The following is a 20318-nucleotide window of genomic DNA, read 5'->3' as shown; positions in this document are numbered from 1 at the left end:
CGCCTGAGATGCGTAACCTAAGCTCAATTGAGCTGCTAATGCGCCGGCTCAATAAAGCGCTCACGTATTCCGCAACGCCCACCTACCGGCGGGCTCTGTATTTTTACTCGGCAAAATGCGCTTCGAGATCCTTCACCGCCTGATAGATCAATGCGGGCGTGGTGTCGTACATGGATACCTTGAGCAACGCGTCATTGTGGGCATCTTCGGCCATACTGCGCAGTTGCGCTTCATCGAGATAGTCGATATCCAGATCGGCCAGGCGCTTGGGCAACCCGAGCGCGGTATAGAAAGGCAGCAGCCGATCTACTTCATCCCAATTGTGTTCGTACGCCAGATTGACCATGACGCCATAAGCGACCTTGGTGCCATGCAAATAATGGTGAGTTTCCGGGAAGGCGGTGATCGCATCATGAATGGCATGTGCAACCGTCGCGCGCGCATAGGCATCGCCGAAGCCACCAACCAGCCCGCTGATAGCGATGATGGTTTCCGCTACCTTGACGAAGGTATCCGACACACGCTGCGCGTTGCGGTCGGCCACTGCCTGCGCGCCTTCTTCCACCATTACCTGCTTGCAGGTATACGCATGACCGCGGGCCGCTTGCAGGAAAGCGCTGGCCTGAGTTTCCTGGCGCGCCAAAATCTGCTCGGATTCGTACCATTTAGCAATGGTGTCGCCAATGCCCGCCACCAGGTATTTTTCCGGCGCAGTCACAACGATACGCGGGTCTACCAGCAATAGGCCAACCTGCTTTTTCAGCCAATCGACGCCTTCGAACACACCGGCGTCGCTGTACATCACGCTGAGCGGTGCCCAAGGCGCACAATTGCTCGCCAGAGTAGGAATGATAACCGAATAAAGCGGCACGACATCTTCAGCGACATGCTTGACCACATCCACCAGCTTGCCGCTGCCCACGCCAATAATCGCCTGCGCAGACGTTTGCTTGACTAGTTCAGTCACTCTTGCCACTTCCGCATAGGTCGACTCACCGGCGAACGCGTGCAAGCTGAGTTCGACATCGCTATCGAGCAGTGCGCTAAGGAAGGGCTTGGCGTTGGCCCAGGATTCGTTGCCATGCACCAGCACGGCTTTGCTAATGCCGTGGGCATGAAGGCGTTCGGGCAGCGTATCCATGACACCTGCGCGACATTCGTATTCCTGGGGACCGGGTCTAACAATAAAGGGGGCTAAAGACATCTTGCTACCTGCGTTACATGAGTACGGAAAGCCGCCAGCCTTGATGTTCGATCACGGCGGCATCTTGCTACTTTCTACCTCATCGCCCGCATTGTCGAATTTGGCGAGCGTCGATTGGGCACGCTACGCGCAGACCTATTCGCGCACCCCAGTTCAGGTTAGCTCGGCCACCCGCCGCATCGAATCCTTCACATATTGGGATAGCGTGGGCCTCCGCCTCCTTCTGGCGCTGTCCAGGTGATGTTCTGCGAAGGATCCTTGATATCGCAGGTCTTGCAGTGAATACAGTTCTGGAAATTGATTTGGAAGCGCGGCCCCTCTTCACCTTCCACCACTTCGTAAACACCCGCAGGGCAGTAGCGCTGCGCGGGCTCGGCGTATTCCGGCAGGTTCGTTTGGATAGGAATCTTCGGATCGGTTAGCTTCAGATGGCAGGGCTGATTTTCGTCGTGGTTAGTGCTCGACAGAAACACCGACGACAGCTTATCGAACGAAATCTTGCCGTCAGGCTTGGCGTATTCCACCTTTTCAGCATCCTGCGCGTGGGTCAGGGTTTCATCGCGCTGAGTATCGTGAACGGTCGGCAGCTTGTTGCCCAACAGCTGATTGAGCCGGTTATAAGCGCCGCCACCTAGCGTTCCGTATTTATGAATGGCCGGGCCGAAGTTACGCTGCTCGTATAGCTCCTGCCACGCCCAGCTTGCTTCCCACTGACGCGTGAATGAGGTCAGCTCGGCGCCGCCCTGATCGCCGGCTCGAAGCGCCTCGACAATGCTGTCGGCAGCCACCAGCCCAGACTTCATCGCGGTGTGAATGCCTTTGATCTTGGCGAAGTTCAGCGTGCCGGCATCGCATCCCAGCAGCAACGCGCCAGGCATCGTCATTTTGGGCAAGCAATTCATGCCGCCCTTGGTAATCGCTCGTGCGCCATAGGAAACACGCTTGCCTTTCTCAAGGTAGCGTTTAAGCAGCGGATGATGCTTCATGCGCTGGAATTCATCGAACGGCGACAAATAAGGGTTGCGGTACGCAAGATCGATAATCAGCCCGACCATCACCTGCTGCTGATCACCGTGGTAAAGAAACCAGCCACCGTCAGCATTGCCTGCCAGCGGCCAACCGGAACCATGCAGCACCAGACCCGGCTCATGCAGCTCGGCAGGCACGTCCCACAGCTCCTTGAAGCCAATCGCGTAATGCTGCGGATCGCGCCCTTCATCAAGCGCGAAGTCGCTGATCAAACGCTTGCCGATGTGGCCTCTCGAACCTTCGCTAAACAGCGTGTATTTGGCGCGTAGCTCCATGCCCGGCATGTAATTGGCGGTTTCACTGCCATCGGCAGCCACCCCCATATCACCGGTAATCACGCCTTTAACGACGCCCTCTTCAACGATGGCGTGCTGCGCGGCAAAGCCCGGGAAAATCTCGACGCCGAGCGCCTCGGCCTGCTCGCCCAGCCAGCGGCAAAGATTACCCGCGCTGATCACATAGTTCGGCGTACTGCCACCGGTATTGTGCATGGTGCCAGGCACCAGCGCGTTAGGGATCTTGCGCGCTTTCTCGCCGTTCTTGAGCAGATAGACCTCATCGCGCACCACCGGCGTATGCAGCGGCGCACCGCGCTCCTGCCAATCGGGAAACAGCTCGATCAGCGCGCGTGGATCAAGCAAAGCGCCCGAGAAAATATGCGCGCCGACTTCCGCCCCTTTTTCCAACACGCATACCGACAGTTCCTGACCGGCGCTATTGGCCTTTTGCATCAACTGGCAAGCAGCCGCCAAGCCGCTCGGACCAGCGCCGACGATGACTACGTCAAACTCCATTGACTCGCGTTCAATTGCGTCCGTCATATGCCCTCATCCTAATTCCGGTGCGCGCCCCCCTGTATACGGCAGGGCGTCGTTATTATGGTGGCTGCCTCAGCACCGCTGCCCTGACGGAAGATCAATTTTAATCGGCTCGCCATAGCCAATTTCCGGGCGAGCCACTGCCGCCCTGCATCTTCCGATAGAGAGCGGTACTGCTTAAAGCGCTTGCTCCAGCGCTGGCACCACATCGAACAAGTCGCCCACCAGGCCATAATCCGCTACTTGGAAAATAGGCGCGTCTTCGTCCTTGTTGATCGCAACAATGACTTTGGACCCTTTCATGCCCGCCAAATGCTGGATGGCACCGGATATTCCTATCGCGATATACAGATCAGGCGCCACAACCTTGCCGGTTTGGCCTACCTGCAGATCGTTGGGTACGAAGCCTGCATCGACCGCCGCGCGCGAAGCACCCACCGCGGCGCCCAATTTGTCCGCCAGCGAGTAGATGATGTCAAAATTCTCTTTGCTGCCCAACGCACGTCCCCCCGACACCACAATCTTGGCCGTCGTTAGTTCGGGGCGATCGGACACCGCAAGCTGGTCCTCAACGAACTCGGACACATCGTTGTCAGCGCTCTCCTGCAGCGCAGTAACAGTGGCCGAGCCTTGCCCTGAAGCCGCCACATCGAAGGCCGTTGCGCGTACCGTTAACAGCTTCAGCGGCGCCGATGAGCGTACCGTTTCGATGGCATTACCGGCATAGATCGGATGCTTGAAGGTCGCCTCGTCGACCACCTCGATCACATCGGAGATCTGATCGACGCCCAGCAATGCGGCGGCACGCGGCAACACATCCTTGCCTACCGACGACGCTGGCGCAAGGATATGCGAATAGTTAGCGCCCGTCTTCGCCAACAGCGGCGCAAGGCTCTCGGCCAAACTTTGCTGATACGCCGTATGGTCGGCCACTAGCACTTCCGCCACGCCGTCTACCTGGGCAGCAGCAGCGCTAACCTCGCCAAGATCTTGTCCTGCCAGCAGCAAGTGCACATCGCCACCGAGCTGCTGGGCCGCCGTAATGGTACTAAGAGACGCCGCACTTAGCGCGCTTCCTTCACGCTCAACAAACACCAGAATAGCCATTAGATCACCTTCGCTTCCTGTTTGAGTTTTTCGACCAGTTCAGCCACTGAATCGACCAGGATGCCCGCCTCACGCTCGGGCGGCGGCTCAACTGCTACCACCTCCAGACTCGAGGCGGTGTCGACGCCCAACTCTGCTGCCTGAAGTACGTCCAGCGGTTTGCGCTTGGCTTTCATCACATTCGGCAGCGACGCGAAGCGCGGCTCGTTGAGGCGCAGATCAGTGGTAATGACCGCGGGAAGCGCAAGCCGCTCGGTACGCAGACCGCCATCTATTTCACGGGTAACCAGCGCGTGATCCCCTTCTATCTCCAGTTTGGAAGCGAACGTGCCCTGCGGACGCTCAAGCAGCGCTGCCAGCATTTGCCCCACCTGGTTGCTATCCCCATCGATGGCCTGCTTACCGAGAATAATCAGATCAGGCTGCTCCTTCTCGACAACGGCCTGCAGCAGCCGCGCGACGCCCAGCGGGCCCGTCTCGGTGTCGGTTTTTACTAACACGGCGCGATCAATGCCCAGCGCTAGCGCAGTGCGCAACTGCTCCTGGGAGGCGTCAGTGCCCACTGAAACCGCCACGGTTTCATCGGCAACGCCGCGTTCCTTCAATTGCACGGCTTCTTCAACCGCAATTTCGCAGAAGGGATTCAGCGCCATTTTGACGTTGCTGAGATCAACGCCGGTATGATCAGGTTTGACGCGTATCTTGACGTTGTAATCAATCACGCGTTTAACGGCGACAAGTACTTTCATGAAAAGCCCTCCTTATATAAGGCACGGGAAATAGAGTGACGCGACGCATGTCAGCGCGGGCGGCTATTGAATAACGCCGGCACCGTGCAGCTGCGCCAATCGTTCAGCATCAATATTCAGGTATTCGCTCAGCACCGAGGCGGTATCTTGCCCCAGCAGCGGCGGCGGACGCCGGTACTCCACGGCAGTGTCCGAGAGGTTGATGGGGTCGGCGATAAAGCGGAAATCAGGATTGATCGGATGCGCAAGTCGATCCACCACCATGCCGCGCGCCTTAACCTGAGCATCGTCCAGCGCTTCAGCGAAGTTGTTGATGGGCCCGACGGGGATCTTCGACTTCACCAGCAGAGCACTCCAATGCTCAGCAGTTTCCTCGCGAAAGCGATCCGCCAGAATCTGCAGCAAGCTGTCGCGATGACGAATCCGCATGGGGTTAGTGGCGTAGTTTGGATCGGCAGCCAACTCGGGCATGCCAATCGCCTTGCTCAGCGCGGCAAACTGGCTATCGTTGCCGCACGCCAGCACAAACTGCTTATCCTTGGCGCTAAACACCTGATACGGCACGATATTGAGGTGATCGTTGCCCATTCGCTGGGGAATATCGCCGGTCGCCAGATAGCCTTGGCCCAAATTAGCGATCATGGCGATTTGCACATCCAGCAGCGCCATATCGCAGTGCTGACCACGCCCGGTTTTCTCTCTGGCCAGCAGCGCTGCTTCGATAGCGGCCACTGCATAAACGCCCGTCATCAAGTCGGCGATGGCAACACCTGCCTTTTGCGGGCCGCCGCCGGGGCGATCGTCACGCTCGCCGGTTACGCTCATGAAACCGCCGATGCCCTCGACCACAAAATCGTAGCCGGGCTCATGAGCGCGCGGTCCGGTGTGTCCATAACCGGTGATGGAGCAGTGCACCAGCCGTGGATTGATGGCCGACAAGGTGTCGTAGCCGAGCCCCAGCTTCTCCAACGAGCCGGTTTTGAAGTTTTCCACCAGCACATCGCACTCTTTAGCAAGCTCACGCACAAGATCAGCACCTTCTGGCGTTGCCATATCAATGGCCACTGAGCGTTTGTTGCGGTTGGCGGCCTGGAAGTAGCACGCTTCGTCGCTGTCACCTCCTTCCGGCCGCTGCATGTAGGGAGGCCCCCAGTGGCGAGTGTCGTCACCCATTCTGGGGCGCTCCACCTTGATCACATCCGCACCTAGATCGCCCAATATTTGGGCGCAGGTGGGGCCTGCCAGCACGCGGCTAAGATCAAGCACCTTGTATCCCGTTAAAGCCCCCATACCCTACTCCTCACGCTCGATAACCATCGCCAGCCCTTGGCCGACGCCAATACACAGGCTGATCACTGCATAGCGGCCCTTGATCGCGTGCAGCTGACGCGCGCCGGTCAGCGCCAGCCGAGCACCGGAAGCCCCCAGCGGATGACCGATGGCAATAGCACCACCGTTCGGGTTCACGCGTGGATCATCGAACGCCAGCCCGAGCTCTTTCAGACAGCCCAATACCTGAGCCGAGAAGGCCTCGTTGATTTCGATCACATCCATATCGTTGAGGGTCAGGTTGGCACGCTGCAGTGCTTTCTGAATGGCCGGCACCGGGCCAATGCCCATGATGCGCGGCGGCACACCGGCCGCGGCGGCGGCGACAATGCGCGCTATCGGGCGCCTTTCCAGCCGCTCTTGCACGCCGACTGACCCGACCAGCAGCGCCGCTGCGCCGTCATTAACGCCAGAGGCATTGCCTGCCGTGACCACACCGCCATCGAACACGGTTCTCAACTTGGCGAGCGCCTCCAGACTGGTATCAGGACGCGGGTGCTCATCGTCGCTAACCTGATAGGCAGGCGTTTTGCGCTTGGCCGGTATCGTGACCGGATGAATTTCATCGTTGAAAAAGCCCGCGGCGAGGGCTTTGGCATAGCGCTGCTGCGAGGCATAGGCGTAGCGATCGGTATCCTCTCGGCCAATGTCAAAATCGCTCGCCACGTTATCCGCCGTTTTCGGCATGGTGTCGTCGCCGTAATCAGCGGTAATGCGCGGATTGGGAAAGCGCGCGCCAATGGTGGAGTCGTAAAGGGTATTGTGGCGGCTGAAGGCAGTGTCGGCCTTGGGCATTACCCATGGCGCACGCGACATGCTCTCAACGCCGCCGGCGATAAACAGCTCGCCTTCATTACTCTTGATCGCGCGCCCAGCGTCAATCACCGCCGCTAAACCACTGGCGCACAGGCGGTTGACGGTCATCCCCGGCACGCTGTCGGGCAAGCCTGATAACAGCGCCGCATGACGCGCGATATTACGGCTGTCTTCACCCGCCTGGTTGGCATTGCCAAGCAACACGTCTTCGATCTCGCTGCCATCAAGATGATGACGCTGCACAAGCTCGGCGATGAGCTGCGCCATCAGATCATCCGGACGCACCGACGACAGGCTGCCACCGTAGCGACCAAAAGGCGTACGGATGCCGCTGTAGATATAGGCATCATTCATGGGAATCGGCCTCCGTGTGATTCTGCTGCGAGAGAGAAGGTTCAGGCGTTACCAATGACAGACCCAGTGCCGCTCGCCGCCTTAGCCAAGGACTTGGCCGATAGCGCGGGTCCTGGGTAATGGCGGTCATCCGTTCGAGAATGCTGAGCAAGCGCTGTGGGCCTAGCTGATCGCCCCACGCCAGCGGACCGAAGGGATAGCCGAGACCAAGCCGCACGCCGTCGTCGAGATCGGCCGGGCTGGTAATAGCGCGCTGCACGATGTCGCAGCCGGTATTGACGATGGTGGCCAACGTGCGCTGCGCAATGAAGCCGACGCTGTCGTTAATCAGCGTGACGCCAGTCCCGTCACTCGCCAGCAGCGCGTGCGCCGCGTCGCGGTAGTCAGCTTCGGTGGCGGGGGTCTGGATCAGGCAGCGATGGCGCTCAAGATCAATCAGCGGATCGATGCAAAGCGTGTGGGCAGGATTAGTGTTTGCTTCGAGTGCAGCAGTGGTGGCATCTACGCCATAGGGCGCGAGCAGACACAGCGCGTCGGCAGAAGGCGAATCGCCTTCCTCGACCGTGGCTCCCAGGGCAGTTACCAGCGCGGTAATGGCCTGCTGATCGTCCTCTTGATCGGCTTTGATCCAGACGCTCGGTGTCGACGCCTTGGGCACCAGTTGCTGATGACGCACCGGTTTGCCCTCTTGATAGGCATAGAAGGAGCGACCGTTCTTGCGTCCGAAGTAGCCTCCTTCAACCCGCAGCTTGCCGATCGGCGAAGGCCGATAGCGGGGATCGTAATAGAACTGCTCGAACACCGACTCCATCACGTGCTGGGAAACGTCCAACCCGGTCAGATCGGCCAGCTCGAACGGCCCCATGCGGAAGCCCATGCCCTCACGCAGCACGCGATCGACATCGGCAAACGTCGCGACCTGCTCACCGAGTATCTGGAAGCCCTCGGTGGTGAGCGCGCGCCCCGCATGGTTGATGATAAAGCCTGGGCTATCCTTGGCCGCCAGCGCGCGGTAGCTGAAGCCTTCGGTCAGTGTTACCAGGGCATCAAACACGGCGGCCTCGGTTTCCAGCCCGCCGATCACCTCGACCACTTTCATCAGCGGCACGGGATTGAAGAAATGCAGTCCCGCAATGCGCCCGGGATGCTTGCAGCCTCGGGCAATCGCCGTTACCGACAGCGACGAAGTGTTGCTGGCAAGAATGCACTGTTCGTCAACCACGGTTTCCAGCTGCTCGAACACTGCGCGTTTCGCATCCAGCTCTTCGATAATGGCTTCGATCACCAACTGGGCGTCGGCCAACTCGGCAATATCATCGACAACCTCAAGATTGCTCACTGCGGCGTCGGCCTCGGCCTGGCTAAACTTGCCCTTGCTGGCGAGCTTATTGAGGATGTTCTCAAGCCCGGTGAACGCTGCTTGAGCCGCGCCCGGACGCGCATCGTAGAGTTTCACGGCAAGCCCATGCTGGGCGGCCACTTGAGCGATACCCGCGCCCATCACGCCAGTACCAACAACGCCTAGCCGTTCGATCTTGTACGGCATTTTTATTTCCCCTCAAAGACGGGTGAACGCTTTTCAAAGAAGGCATTGGCGCCTTCTTTCTGATCCTGAGTGTCGAACAGCAGTTGGAAGGCCTTGCGCTCCAGCGTTAGCGCGCTGTCCAGCGGCAAGTCGGCACCGGCTAGCACCACTTCCTTGATTTGCGCGACGGCCACCGGCGGCAGTGCCGCAAGCTTGCTAGCCAGGGCCTGGGCGCGCGAAAGGGTATCGCTGTCGGCCACCACCTCACTGGCCAGGCCCATGCGTAACGCGTCCGCGGCACTGATGGGGCTGCCGGTCAGCAGCATACGCATGGCATTGAACTTGCCGACGGCACGTACCAAGCGCTGCGTACCTCCCGCTCCCGGCATCAGTCCGAGCCTCACTTCGGGCTGCCCGAAACGCGCCGACTCACCGGCAATGATGATGTCGGCATGCATCGCCAGCTCGCAGCCGCCGCCCAGTGCAAAGCCATTAACGGCGGCAATCACCGGTTTGGGAAAAGCGGCAATAGCGCGCCACAGGTATTCAGCGTGACGCGAGTACATCTCCATTGCGCTGGCAGTGGCGAACTCCTTGATGTCCGCCCCCGCTACGAAAAATTCGTCGCCGCCCGTCAGCACCACAGCGCGCACATCGGGATCGTGGGCAAATGCGTCAAACCGCTCAGCCAATGCCTCTCGCACCTGCTGATTGAGCGCATTTTTAGCTTCCGGACGATGAATTCGGATACAGGCCGTGCCATCGCTATTTACTTCTGACTCGACGGCGGCAGTGGGGTTAGCCATGAGACACCTTCTCGCTATTGGTCACTATTTAATTTGTTTCGCTATACGGAACTGTGTTTTAAAATCACTAATCAACCAATAATCCCCGATTAAGAACATGTAAAGGGAAGAAAAATGGAAGCTAATAAAATCCATATATATCAATCAATTAACTTTAGTATTAGACGCAAGACAAAATGCGATGTATAACTCGAATATAATTCCACATAGCGAAACTTTGTTTTATTGTTATTGCGATCTCTAAAAAAGGAGTTCTAGAATGATGTCCAACGACGGCAGCAACCAACCCGATAACGGGCCAGCCGACGGCGAACTGGGTGATTGGGGAAGAGAACTTACCGAGCCCTCCACCACCGGCAGAGCGCTGGGAAAAGGCGATCGCCAGATAGTGACGGCGCTAGTACGAGGGCTTGAGTTATTGCGCTGTTTTAGTCCCGATCGCAGTGTGTTAGGCAATCAGGAGCTGGCTAATTTGACAGGTCTGCCGAAACCAACGGTGCACCGCTTGGCGAACACGCTGATCTACATGGGCTGCTTGAAGCGCGAGCAGTACTCGGGGAAGTACCAGTTGGATGCCGGTGTGCTTGGCTTCGGCTACGCGATGTTAACGAATCTGGCCATTCGTACCGCGGCACATCCCTACATGGAGGAGCTGGCTTCCTTCAGCGGCGCGCCGGTTGCCATGGCAACACGCGACCGTCTGCAAATGGTTTATCTCGACGTGGTGCAGGGCAAAAGCAACCTCACCATGCGTCGCCAGATCGGCAGCTATTTGCCGATCGCCACTAGCTCTGCGGGACGTGCTTGCCTGGCAGCGCTGGATGAGAGCGAGCGTGCGTTTTTGCTGGAGCATCTGGAGCGCCGCGAGAAAGAGCAATGGCCCCAGATGCGAAAGGGGCTGGAGCGCGCCTTCCGCGACTATGAGGATTACGGCTATTGCCTGTCGATCAGCGAATGGGATCGCAACGTGAACTCGGTGGCAGTGCCATTGCAGCACCCACAGTACGGCCTGCTCGTCTTCAACTGCGGGGGGCCAAGTTTCCAACTTTCCAGACGCTTTCTGGAAGACGATATAGGACCTCGATTGCTCGAAATGGTGGCCAACATTAAAAGGATTGCCACGTAACAACCGGGGGAGCTAACCCACCTGCACCACGCGGGTGTCACCCAAGGAGCCTCGACATGATTCGGGATAACGAAACTCACCAATTGCTGCTGTCTACCGTGCGTGCATTTGTCAGGGACGTGCTGCGACCACACGAGAAGGAAGTCGAGGAAAACAACGAGGTTCCGGAAAGTGTAGTGGCGCAAATGCGCGACCTTGGCCTGTTTGGGCTCACCATCCCAGAAGAATACGGTGGTCTTGGGCTGACCATGGAAGAAGAAGCTGAGGTGTGCTTCGAGCTTGGCCGCACCTCCCCCGCCTTCCGCTCGCTAATAGGCACCAATAACGGCATCGGTTCTCAAGGTATCCTGATCGATGGCACCGAAGAGCAGAAAAGCTTCTACCTGCCGAAGCTCGCCACCGGCGAGTACCTTAGCTCATTCTGCCTGACCGAACCGGATGCCGGATCAGATGCCGGATCGCTGAAAACCATTGCCGAGCGCGATGGCGACGACTACCTCATTTCAGGTACCAAACGCTTTATCACCAATGCTCCCTATGCCGATATCTTCACCGTAATGGCCAGAACCGACCGCGATGCGCCAGGGGCGAAAGGAATCAGCGCTTTTATTGTCGAAAGAAAATCCGACGGCGTCACCATCGGCAAGCCCGGTCATAAAATGGGCCAGAAAGGCAGCCTGACCGCCGACGTGATCTTCGACAAGGTTCGGGTGCCTGCTAAACAATTGATTGGCGGCGTAGAAAACGTGGGCTTTAAAACCGCCATGAAGGTGCTTGATAAGGGCCGTCTGCACATGGCCGCTTTTGCGGCTGGCGTCAGTGATCGCATGCTGGAAGATACTTTGCTGTACGCCATCGAGCGTAAACAGTTTGGCCGCCCGATCGCCAGCTTCGAGTTGATTCAAGGCATGCTGGCTGACAGCAAGGCCGAGCTGTATGCGGCTAAAAGCATGGTGCTGGACGCCGCCCGCAAACGCGACGAAGGTCAGCGCATCAGCACCGAGGCCTCCTGCGCGAAAATGTTTTCCACCGAAGCGTGCGGGCGCATCGCCGATCGCTGTGTGCAGATATACGGTGGCGCAGGGTACGTCAGCGACTACGATATCGAGCGCTTTTATCGCGACGTGCGGCTGTTCCGCATTTACGAAGGTACGACCCAGATTCAGCAATTGGTGATTGCCAAAAACATGATCAGAGAAGTGTCGTAGTCAGGCACTCCGCAGGCCCAGCGTTAGCTATCAGTGTATCGGCATCTACACCGATCGCGGCCTTCATGCGGGCATCGACGAGCGCCCCCGATCAGCGATATAGACCTATCGCCACGGAGCGTTATGCCACTACCCACGTGGCTGCTCAGTGCCATCTTTTGATGCCAAAAAACCGCACTTGACGAGGGTGCGGTTTCGATTGAATGGCAACACCGATGCAAGATGTTACTAAGCAGTGGCTACCTGCTCGTTAACGCTATCGAGCTGCTCTGCCCTGGCAGCGTAACGCTGCTGCAGCGCTTTCAACACATCGCCGTTTTTATTCGGGCGCACCACCGTAAAGCCAGGACGGGGTGACATGCCGCCCACCGGCGCGTCAGCCGGACGCAGTTCAACCACGCCTTCACTGGCGAAGAAACCGCGGCGGTTTTTACCGTTGTCAGCAAACGACTCGGAATAAGTACCGCACGCCTCGATAACGTCGAACGCACCTTCAAGTTCCAGATGGTAATAGGTTACAGCATTGACCGACGTATCGGAGTAGATGGTCTGACCGTTTACCAGATCCATGGCACGCGCCAATACACCCTGCACATACATATGGTGCCACGGGGAGACGCGCATATCGCGAGACGGCATGCCATCTTCCAACGCGCCCGCGCGGATCATGATCGGAGCGCTTTTATCTTTCAGTGCGCCTTCGGGAAGACTTGCCAAATCATTGAGACGGCGGTGACCAATCCACTTAAGCGCACGCGGGCCTGACAAGGTGTTCACCTCGTCACCTACCCGCAAATGTTCTACCAGTACTTCACCTTTCGGCGTACTAATAAGCGTGCCTGCGGTAAAACAGGGCAGCTCTGAATAGGCGTCGAAGGCATCACCTATATCCATCAGATCTTTATAATGTTCGCCGCCGAGATCATCGTTTTTCGCCGCTTCAGTTTTCATATACTCAACGAGCGGTTTAAATACTTCTCCGACATAGTGACGATCGGCATCGTTCCAATTACCAAATTGGGTTCCCGGGGAGCCCATGTCCTCAACAACGGTTTTAGAATATTTAATAAACTCATCAATAGCGCGGTCGTAACCGAGCGGTGCATTGGTCCCCTCGACGCGATTCGCATCCTTATATGCCAACCGAGCCTTATTCATCTGATTAGACAAGCCCCTGCTGACGCCATTGGCTACATTCCAATCGGAATGATCCTGAAGCTTTTCGTAAGCTTTTTGGTATTCGTCGTTGACGTAGTCCCAATCTGCGTATTTATTGTCAGCCATGATTTGATTTTCCTAATGCATTAAAGATATTTAACTGCAGTCGCCACAGACAACCTATATCTAACCAATGAGTATAATGATGACTGGCACAGCTTTTGAGGAACATACGCCATCTACCCAATGCACGTGAGTCGCAATTTATTCAAAATAGCCACATCGTGATACTCGTTATTTACTACCCAAACAGGCGCAACAGCGAAAACCATATTAAATGACCTTTGTGGAACATCGTGCACACCACTCAACGCATCCAACATAGCTCGTTCGCTATTGCGCCTGTTATATAACCTAACGTTTAATTAGGTCATTCTTATTTTGAAATGGCCCCACCGGTCATGGCGTCCATAAAATAATCAATAGAGCCGTTGGTGTTAATTTGATCGAAGCCGAGTACCGCTCCAACCACCGCACCACTCACCAGGCCATATGCGCCACCTGCCAGCATGCCAACGCCCTGAGCGATAGCACCAATCCCCAGAACACCACCACCGTTACCGCCTGCTGAACCACCGAGGGTTGCGCCCCAAGCAGTGCCGCCAGCGGCGCACAGAATAGATCCCGCAACAGAATCTTTAAGACTTTCCGCAAAGTGCAGGCCGCCCACCACTGCGTCGACTTCGGCGATATTTAATTCACGCATCTTTTTTCCTATTTTTAATGCTGTATCCACACTGGATATGTAATAGCTAGTTGACGGTTACTCGAAGAATTTGTGATCTGGCAGCAACGAGCCGTTAGAGAGCGCTTTCAGCGCAGCGAAATAGCCATCATCGATACCAGACAGTCCGGTAACCGCGCCAATAGCGCCACCCACTGCCAAGCCGTAAAGACCACCCGCTACCATGCCTACACCAGCGCCGATGGAGCCAATGCCCAGCATGCCGCCGCCGTTACCGCCGTTAGCGCCACCAATAGTGGCTCCCCAGTCCATAGTGAGCATTGCACCTACAATCGCCCCACCCACGGAGTCGGCCAGTCCTTTAGAAAGGGACAGCGCAGCACCTTTGACGTCCGCTGCTTCCAAAACGGTTAATTCACGCACTTGAAAAACCTCTCAAAAATTTTGCAGATCAATTGTCAACGCGTGCATTCAACTCCCTCTCGAGCCCCTTCCAGCGAGAGCATTAACCTCTCCTCACTCAAGTTTCTCTTGGTGAAATTTAATGTTAACCACTGCGTTGCGGAATCAAATGTAAATTTTTTGATTTCAAAGAACAAGTCCCCACGAGAAGTGGGGGTAAATCGTCAAAAAAAATGCATCACCCGTCATAGAGAAAAAAATATGAAAAATGAAATTTACGGCAAAAACGGTGCTTTTAGCCTGAATTATCCTAATTTTGCCGGCTAAATTAGGATTTTTTGGATGGCGGTGAAATCGATTGTAATCACCTGGAGAGCACTGGATTTACTCGATCATTTTTCAAGCCTAACATCAAAAAATACGACTAAAGTCTTATAATTTTTGGTTAACAATCGATCGGATATTTGCGCATCGAGACCTTTACATGTGTTTGATCAAGCGTTCGATTGCTCAAAAAACAACCAGAAAGGGGCCGCGAATGATGGAAGAACACGCCTCCATCCCCCCTTCGGCACCATGGCAAAGCGCCAGCTCCATCAGCTATCGAGGGAAATGCGCTGGATCACTGTTACCAGTAGACATTAATGCCCAGGCAGAACGTGGATTAAGCGGGGAACCAGGGGGAATTGGGGAAAATCAGGGGGGGATTAGAGGAACAGGACTACGCAAGAACGGCAGGCGTAAGCCACCAGGCGCCCATCTCTGGCACCGCCAGAAACACGCGATCGCGCTTAATTGCAGAATTAGAAATCTACCTCACAAGAGACAACATGCTGGCTTGCGATATCCGATATCCGCCCCTCGCAGACGCAGGACTATGCCGCACCTACCACGGCCTGTTCAGACATCTCTGTTTGTCACAGGCTACTGAACTGATGGCCCTGCGACAGTAATAGGGGTATCAAGAAGTACAATGAAACCATTGGATGTTCACACCTGCCTTACCGATTGTCGTTGAACCAGCGGCATCGCCACGCGCTCGCAGGCCGCGTTGCCAAGAGAGCAACCCGCGTCCAATAATTTGTCGACGGCCAGCTTGCCCATTTGATGATAGGGCAATTGCAGGGTAGTTAAGGCAGGGTACAAGTACTCAGCCAGCGGCTCATCGTCGAACGACACCACGCTGATATCATCGGGTACTCTCAGACCTCGTTCGAAAAGGGCCCGATAAGCACCGAACGCAATTCTATCGTTAGCCACCACCAATGCAGTGATATCGCCAGCGCTATCGAGCAGTTCAAGCGTACCTTGATAGCCCAACGAAGGCTCCCACTCGTCGCCATGAACCTCCCCTGCTGCGCACAACCCTGCATCGCGCAGTGCATCATCAATACCCGCAAAACGACTCTCGATGGTGACCGAATAGTAGGGATCACTCGCCTTGTTACTGCGGCCAATCACGCCGATACGCTGGTGGCGATGGGCCAACAGGCACTCGATTGCGCTCACCCCTGCTGCGTATTCGTCGGGCAGCAGACTGGGCAAGCCATCGCTGACACCATTAATCAGCACGGCACGCTGCTGTTTAAGATCGGGGATATCCACCCGACGTGCCTGCATGAAACCAAATAGCAAGCCATCGACGCGGCGCTCCAGCAGCGAGTCAACCGTACGCTGTAGTTGATGGCTCTCGGCTTCGGCGATCAACACCATATACCCCTGCCGCTCAGCGGCCTCGAGAACACCACTAATCATGGCCGAGGCATAGCGTGTGGTCGCCACACTGTTGGAAATAAAGCCAAGCGAGCGGCTTTCGCCGGTGCGCAGCATCCGACCAATGGCATCAGTGGAATACCCCAATTGCTGAGCAGCGGCGACGACTCGTTCGGCCGTGGCAGTACTAATTCGCGCCGAGCCACGTTTATTCAGTACTAGATTAACGGTGGTCACCGACACTCCTGCCAAGCGCGCAACATCTGCCTGACTCGCTTTTCCTTTCATTGGCTGACTCCGTTTTAAGTACTCGTCATGTTGGACTGACTCAACATACGTGTTCTCGCGCCTCTGTTTATCGAGATTTACCGAGCGTCCAGATGCTATTGCTATTACGACCAAATAGCTAACTACAGCACGCAGAACTCCTGATAACCTCGCTAGTAAATCGATTTACCTCTACGTTTTCGACGACAAATGCACGTCTTGGCTCGACCCTTTGGAACCGCTATGTCTTCCACCTTTCTCACTTGCTTGAAACGCCCTGCCTACCTGCATAATTCCGCAACGCTACTGCTGTTTTTCGCATCATGGGGGGTTTGGTGGTCTTTCTTTCAGATTTGGCTCACATCGTCGAATTCAGGCCTAGCACTTAACGGCCACCAAGTGGGAATTATCTATTCTGCCAATGCTGCCGCAACGCTGGTCATTATGCTGCTGTATGGCGTGCTGCAAGACAAACTGCAGCTAAAACGCCATCTGATCACCTTTGCCAGCCTGTTAATGAGCCTGCTGGCGCCATTCGTTATTTGGGTTTACCACCCTCTGCTGGCAGCTGGCGGCGCCTCTTTCATGCTTGGCGTGGGCATCGGGGCATGGGTGCTAGCGGCAGGGTTTATTGCCGCCGCCGGGCTCTTCGAGGCCTTCTCCGAGCGGCTTGCACGTGCCCACGGGGATGAATACGGCCAAGTACGCATGTGGGGGTCGGTGGGATACGCACTTGCCGCGCTATTGGCCGGCGTACTGTTTACCCATAACCCAGCGCTGAACTTCTGGTGCGGCTCGCTGTTCGGCGTGTGCTGCCTGCTTGCGAACGTACTGTGGAAAAGTCCGGTAACGCCAGCCAGTATGCATGGCACGGCCCAGGCAAGCCCAAACATCAAGGAGATTGCCCGCGGATTGTGCTGCCGCCCGATGTTCACCATGGTCGTCTTCGTGCTGCTGTCATGGACCTTTTATACGGTCTTTGATCAACAGATGTTTCCCGACTTTTACACCCACCTGTTTGACTCTCCTGCCCGCGGCCAGCGCATGTACGCACTGCTGAATGCCATTCAGGTATGTCTGGAAGCCGTCATGCTTGGGCTGGTTCCACTGCTCATGCATAAGATCGGTGTCAAACCGGCGCTGATGCTGGGTATAACGGTGATGTTTTTACGTATTGCCGGCTGCGCTTACTTTACTGACCCGCTGCTGATATCGCTGGTAAAACTCCTGCACGCCCCTGAAGTTGCGCTATGCGTGCTCCCTATCTTCCGCTACTTCACGCTGCACTTTAATCCTGCGCTGTCGGTCACCTTCTACATGGTGGGATTTCAGCTTTCATCGCAGGTCGGCAATATTCTGCTCTCTCCCGTGCTTGGCGCACTGCGCGATAGCATTGGCTATCAGCCAACTTTCTGTCTGATTGCCGGCATTGTGCTGCTGGCCGGCGTTTACGGTCTGTGCTTCTTGAAAGGGGACAAGCAACGCACAACGCCCCCTGCTAATCACACAGCGCTTTCCGCTTGACTCAGATTGTTCCGAATTCATCGACGCTAAAGAGGTTGCCCATGTCAGCCAACGACCAACACACCCATCACACCCAGCTTGAGCGGGCTCAAAAGGCCAACGATGCGCTAGCAGAAACGCGCAAGGCGCGCTGGTACCCGCACGTTCATATCGCTGCCACGGCTGGCTGGATCAACGATCCCAACGGGCTATCGTTCTTCAATGGACGCTATCAGGCCTACTTCCAGCACCATCCCTACGGCAGCCAATGGGGCCCTATGCATTGGGGGCATGTGTCGAGCACGGACATGGTGCATTGGCAGCGCCACCCTATTGCGTTAGCCCCAAGCATCGAGGCAGATCGCGATGGCGTATTCTCCGGATCTGCAGTGGCCGGCCCCGACGGGCTGCTGTATGCGTTCTACACCGGTCACCGCTGGCGCAATGGCCACAACGAAGATGACGGCAACCTACAGGTGCAGTGTTTGGCCGTATCGCAAGATGGCTGCTCGTTTGAAAAGCGCGGCACCGTTATTGACTGCCCCGAGGGCATCTCGCACTTCCGCGATCCCAAGGTGTGGTATCAGGAGGGGCGCTGGTGGATGGTGGTAGGCGTTAGCTCACGCGAGCAGCGTGGTGAAGTGTGGCTCTATGCCTCCAGCAATTTGACCGAATGGCGATTTGAGCGCGTGCTCTTTCAGGCGCCCGAGCCCAGCGTGTTCATGCTGGAATGCCCCGACATGTTTCCCCTCGGTGATAAATGGGTGCTGCTCTATTGCCCGATGGGGCTAGCCAAGACGGGCTTTGAGGGACGCAACGGCCACAATGCAGGCTACGTGGTGGGGGATTGGGCCCCAGGGCAGGCCTTCACGCCGCTTACATCATTCCGCCCGCTCGACTGGGGCCACCAGTTTTATGCCCCGCAAACCTTCGAAACCCCTGATGGCCGTCGTGCCATGTTCGGCTGGATGGGCGCGTTTAACATGGCCCTCCCACCGCAGGCCGAAGATGGCTGGTGTGGCCAGTTGACCGTGCCGCGCGAGCTTCGGCTTGGCAGTGATCTCCACCTTTATAACCTCCCGATCGCGGGGTTCAGCCAACTGCGCACCCGTACGCTGGATCTGGGCGCGCTAATCCTGGAGGCGAATCAAACGCGCGTGATTGTCGAAGAGTGCCAGCCCTGTGAAATCGCGCTCACCATCGACCTTGATCACAGCAGTGCTGAACGTATTGGATTGTGGATCGGCCAGCCTAATGGCAGTGATGGAGTATTGATTGCTTACGACGACCAAACTCAAAGAGTCGTCGTCGATCGCGGCAGTGCGCAGCTCGGCGACCGCGGTTACCGAGCCGCCCCCTGCGCCAGCGAGGGAAAGCTTGAGCTACGCATTCTGATCGATACCAGCTCAGTCGAAGTATTTATCAACAACGGCCACGCATCGATCACCTCCTTCGTATTCCCGGTCGAGGGGCAACGATCTGCCTTACTTCGCGCGGAATCGGGCAACGCCACTATCGACTCAGTGGTTGTCCATTCACTCAGCAGCATTTGGCGCTGACGAACTCGCTGTTACCAACGAATTCAGCCACGCTGGCAAGACGAGTGGTGAGAGCCATCCTGGAGCATGACAGCATCATAAAGCGTTAAGAAGACGATGGCGTCTTACCGAAAGTTCTGGTGGGAGTGAGCGCTGGGAGCAGGAGAATTAGGCAAGCGCCTCTGACTGATCAAGGGAAAGCGCTGCTATAAGAGCGACATTGATGCAGGCGGAACTACCCGAAAGGAACTGCTGACAGAAAAAGCGTGCCGGAACAGCACCATTTCACCCCATCCAAGTGACACGCTGATGACGTTTGAGAAGCGATAAAGCGCCCCCGCGCGTCGCGAGGCCCCTTCCGCAGCATTTTTTATCTCATCAAGGCAATCACCTTCCTTAAAAGCTATACCATATCGTTTTGGCAGGAGCAACGCGGCTGGAGGGGGTGTTGAAGGGAGGTGTGCGGGGGCTGGTGGGTTGAGCGGGGCTCGGGGGATGCGAATTGGGAAGTCTTTGCATGGAATCAAAGGCAAGCCTAACATTCCAATAGATGTCTTGACTGGCTAATTATATTTCTACAGGGATCGCCCAAATACTGGTGAAGAGCTTGATTAGCGCTGGTAATAGCTCGAGAAGCCGACACTAATAAATATCTTGCGGCTTTACCAAAGGCCCACCGTGTACGGTTGACGTTCAGATTTACCACGAACATGCATCATCTGGATGAAAGCTTGCTCTCCTCACTTTTGCAGACCTGTTGGAAGCGGCATTTTAGCACTTGATGAAGGATGAGCCAGAAGCTCACTATCTATCCCAAAATAGCTATCAAAGTACTAGCGCACCCCGCTCGAGCGAAGTAGCGCTTCCACCATGGACGGGCGGGCGCCCCTTCCCGTAGGACGACGAGCCCTAATTACAACA

General features: G+C 56.4%; 16 protein-coding genes. 4 read left to right on the top strand and 12 right to left on the bottom strand.

All coding sequences use genetic code 11. The features are described 5' to 3' along the window. Positions 1 to 103 precede the first annotated feature (103 nt). The 8 genes from R84865_RS07690 to R84865_RS07655 form a co-directional block, all read right to left on the bottom strand. Complete coding sequence (locus R84865_RS07690) at positions 104 to 1204, bottom strand: iron-containing alcohol dehydrogenase family protein (RefSeq protein ID WP_435639313.1); 1101 nt, start codon at positions 1202 to 1204, stop codon at positions 104 to 106. 188 nt (positions 1205 to 1392) lie between these two features. Beyond that, the gene (locus R84865_RS07685; protein WP_435639312.1) at positions 1393 to 3054 is read right to left on the bottom strand and encodes an electron transfer flavoprotein-ubiquinone oxidoreductase; all 1662 of its coding nucleotides are present in this window, start codon (positions 3052 to 3054) and stop codon (positions 1393 to 1395) included. A gap of 174 nt (positions 3055 to 3228) precedes the next feature. Beyond that, positions 3229 to 4158 carry an electron transfer flavoprotein subunit alpha/FixB family protein gene (locus R84865_RS07680; protein WP_435639311.1) on the bottom strand — a complete coding sequence of 310 codons (930 nt, stop codon included), beginning with the start codon at positions 4156 to 4158 and terminating at the stop codon, positions 3229 to 3231. Further along, a complete protein-coding gene (locus R84865_RS07675) occupies positions 4158 to 4907 on the bottom strand; it encodes an electron transfer flavoprotein subunit beta/FixA family protein (protein ID WP_435639310.1) in 750 nt (249 codons plus the stop codon). Before R84865_RS07675 ends, R84865_RS07680 begins: the two co-directional genes overlap by 1 nt. 63 nt (positions 4908 to 4970) lie before the next feature. Next, positions 4971 to 6197, bottom strand: coding sequence for a CaiB/BaiF CoA transferase family protein (locus tag R84865_RS07670; protein WP_435639309.1), 1227 nt, complete (start codon positions 6195 to 6197; stop codon positions 4971 to 4973). A gap of 3 nt (positions 6198 to 6200) precedes the next feature. Beyond that, positions 6201 to 7406: a 3-oxoadipyl-CoA thiolase gene (locus R84865_RS07665; protein WP_435632523.1), complete on the bottom strand. Its 1206-nt coding sequence runs from the start codon at positions 7404 to 7406 to the stop codon at positions 6201 to 6203. After that, positions 7399 to 8952 carry a 3-hydroxyacyl-CoA dehydrogenase gene (locus R84865_RS07660; RefSeq protein ID WP_435639308.1) on the bottom strand — a complete coding sequence of 518 codons (1554 nt, stop codon included), beginning with the start codon at positions 8950 to 8952 and terminating at the stop codon, positions 7399 to 7401. The genes R84865_RS07665 and R84865_RS07660 overlap by 8 nt, the downstream gene beginning before the upstream one ends. A gap of 2 nt (positions 8953 to 8954) precedes the next feature. Further along, positions 8955 to 9737, bottom strand: a complete 783-nt coding sequence (locus R84865_RS07655; protein ID WP_435639307.1) for an enoyl-CoA hydratase — start codon at positions 9735 to 9737, stop codon at positions 8955 to 8957. A 259-nt stretch (positions 9738 to 9996) separates the two neighbouring features. Between R84865_RS07655 and R84865_RS07650 the strand changes: the two genes are divergently transcribed. Together R84865_RS07650 and R84865_RS07645 are read left to right on the top strand one after the other, a co-directional pair. Beyond that, a complete protein-coding gene (locus R84865_RS07650) occupies positions 9997 to 10863 on the top strand; it encodes an IclR family transcriptional regulator (protein ID WP_435632526.1) in 867 nt (288 codons plus the stop codon). 56 nt (positions 10864 to 10919) lie between these two features. After that, positions 10920 to 12071, top strand: coding sequence for an acyl-CoA dehydrogenase family protein (locus R84865_RS07645; RefSeq protein ID WP_435639306.1), 1152 nt, complete (start codon positions 10920 to 10922; stop codon positions 12069 to 12071). A 228-nt stretch (positions 12072 to 12299) separates the two neighbouring features. On the opposite strand, the gene R84865_RS07640 is transcribed toward R84865_RS07645, so the two are convergent. From R84865_RS07640 to R84865_RS07625, 4 genes are all read right to left on the bottom strand, one after another. Further along, positions 12300 to 13355, bottom strand: coding sequence for a Hint domain-containing protein (locus R84865_RS07640; protein ID WP_435639305.1), 1056 nt, complete (start codon positions 13353 to 13355; stop codon positions 12300 to 12302). Between the two features lie 310 nt (positions 13356 to 13665). Next, entirely contained in the window at positions 13666 to 13995 is a 330-nt protein-coding gene (locus R84865_RS07635; RefSeq protein ID WP_435632529.1) for a hypothetical protein, read from the bottom strand. A 57-nt stretch (positions 13996 to 14052) separates the two neighbouring features. After that, entirely contained in the window at positions 14053 to 14397 is a 345-nt protein-coding gene (locus R84865_RS07630; protein WP_435632530.1) for a hypothetical protein, read from the bottom strand. A 969-nt stretch (positions 14398 to 15366) separates the two neighbouring features. Next, positions 15367 to 16377 carry a LacI family DNA-binding transcriptional regulator gene (locus R84865_RS07625; protein ID WP_435632531.1) on the bottom strand — a complete coding sequence of 337 codons (1011 nt, stop codon included), beginning with the start codon at positions 16375 to 16377 and terminating at the stop codon, positions 15367 to 15369. 189 nt (positions 16378 to 16566) lie between these two features. Here R84865_RS07625 and R84865_RS07620 point away from each other — a divergent pair, with 189 nt between their 5' ends. Together R84865_RS07620 and R84865_RS07615 are read left to right on the top strand one after the other, a co-directional pair. After that, the gene (locus R84865_RS07620) at positions 16567 to 17880 is read left to right on the top strand and encodes an oligosaccharide MFS transporter (protein ID WP_435639304.1); all 1314 of its coding nucleotides are present in this window, start codon (positions 16567 to 16569) and stop codon (positions 17878 to 17880) included. 41 nt (positions 17881 to 17921) lie between these two features. Then, positions 17922 to 19418, top strand: a complete 1497-nt coding sequence (locus R84865_RS07615) for a glycoside hydrolase family 32 protein (RefSeq protein WP_435639303.1) — start codon at positions 17922 to 17924, stop codon at positions 19416 to 19418. Positions 19419 to 20318 lie beyond the last annotated feature (900 nt).

The sequence above is a fragment of the Carnimonas bestiolae genome (genome assembly GCF_051251145.1).
In the GTDB taxonomy this organism is placed as follows: domain Bacteria; phylum Pseudomonadota; class Gammaproteobacteria; order Pseudomonadales; family Halomonadaceae; genus Carnimonas; species Carnimonas bestiolae.
This window is presented reverse-complemented; position numbering and strand designations above follow the sequence as displayed.

Coding starts and splice junctions, on each gene's coding strand:
- R84865_RS07640 (WP_435639305.1), bottom strand. CDS start 13,355: ATGGCTGACAATAAATACGCAGATTGGGACTACGTCAACGACGAATAC.
- R84865_RS07635 (WP_435632529.1), bottom strand. CDS start 13,995: ATGCGTGAATTAAATATCGCCGAAGTCGACGCAGTGGTGGGCGGCCTG.
- R84865_RS07675 (WP_435639310.1), bottom strand. CDS start 4,907: ATGAAAGTACTTGTCGCCGTTAAACGCGTGATTGATTACAACGTCAAG.
- R84865_RS07655 (WP_435639307.1), bottom strand. CDS start 9,737: ATGGCTAACCCCACTGCCGCCGTCGAGTCAGAAGTAAATAGCGATGGC.
- R84865_RS07650 (WP_435632526.1), top strand. CDS start 9,997: ATGATGTCCAACGACGGCAGCAACCAACCCGATAACGGGCCAGCCGAC.
- R84865_RS07680 (WP_435639311.1), bottom strand. CDS start 4,158: ATGGCTATTCTGGTGTTTGTTGAGCGTGAAGGAAGCGCGCTAAGTGCG.
- R84865_RS07660 (WP_435639308.1), bottom strand. CDS start 8,952: ATGCCGTACAAGATCGAACGGCTAGGCGTTGTTGGTACTGGCGTGATG.
- R84865_RS07690 (WP_435639313.1), bottom strand. CDS start 1,204: ATGTCTTTAGCCCCCTTTATTGTTAGACCCGGTCCCCAGGAATACGAA.
- R84865_RS07670 (WP_435639309.1), bottom strand. CDS start 6,197: ATGGGGGCTTTAACGGGATACAAGGTGCTTGATCTTAGCCGCGTGCTG.
- R84865_RS07665 (WP_435632523.1), bottom strand. CDS start 7,406: ATGAATGATGCCTATATCTACAGCGGCATCCGTACGCCTTTTGGTCGC.
- R84865_RS07615 (WP_435639303.1), top strand. CDS start 17,922: ATGTCAGCCAACGACCAACACACCCATCACACCCAGCTTGAGCGGGCT.
- R84865_RS07685 (WP_435639312.1), bottom strand. CDS start 3,054: ATGACGGACGCAATTGAACGCGAGTCAATGGAGTTTGACGTAGTCATC.
- R84865_RS07625 (WP_435632531.1), bottom strand. CDS start 16,377: ATGAAAGGAAAAGCGAGTCAGGCAGATGTTGCGCGCTTGGCAGGAGTG.
- R84865_RS07645 (WP_435639306.1), top strand. CDS start 10,920: ATGATTCGGGATAACGAAACTCACCAATTGCTGCTGTCTACCGTGCGT.
- R84865_RS07620 (WP_435639304.1), top strand. CDS start 16,567: ATGCACGTCTTGGCTCGACCCTTTGGAACCGCTATGTCTTCCACCTTT.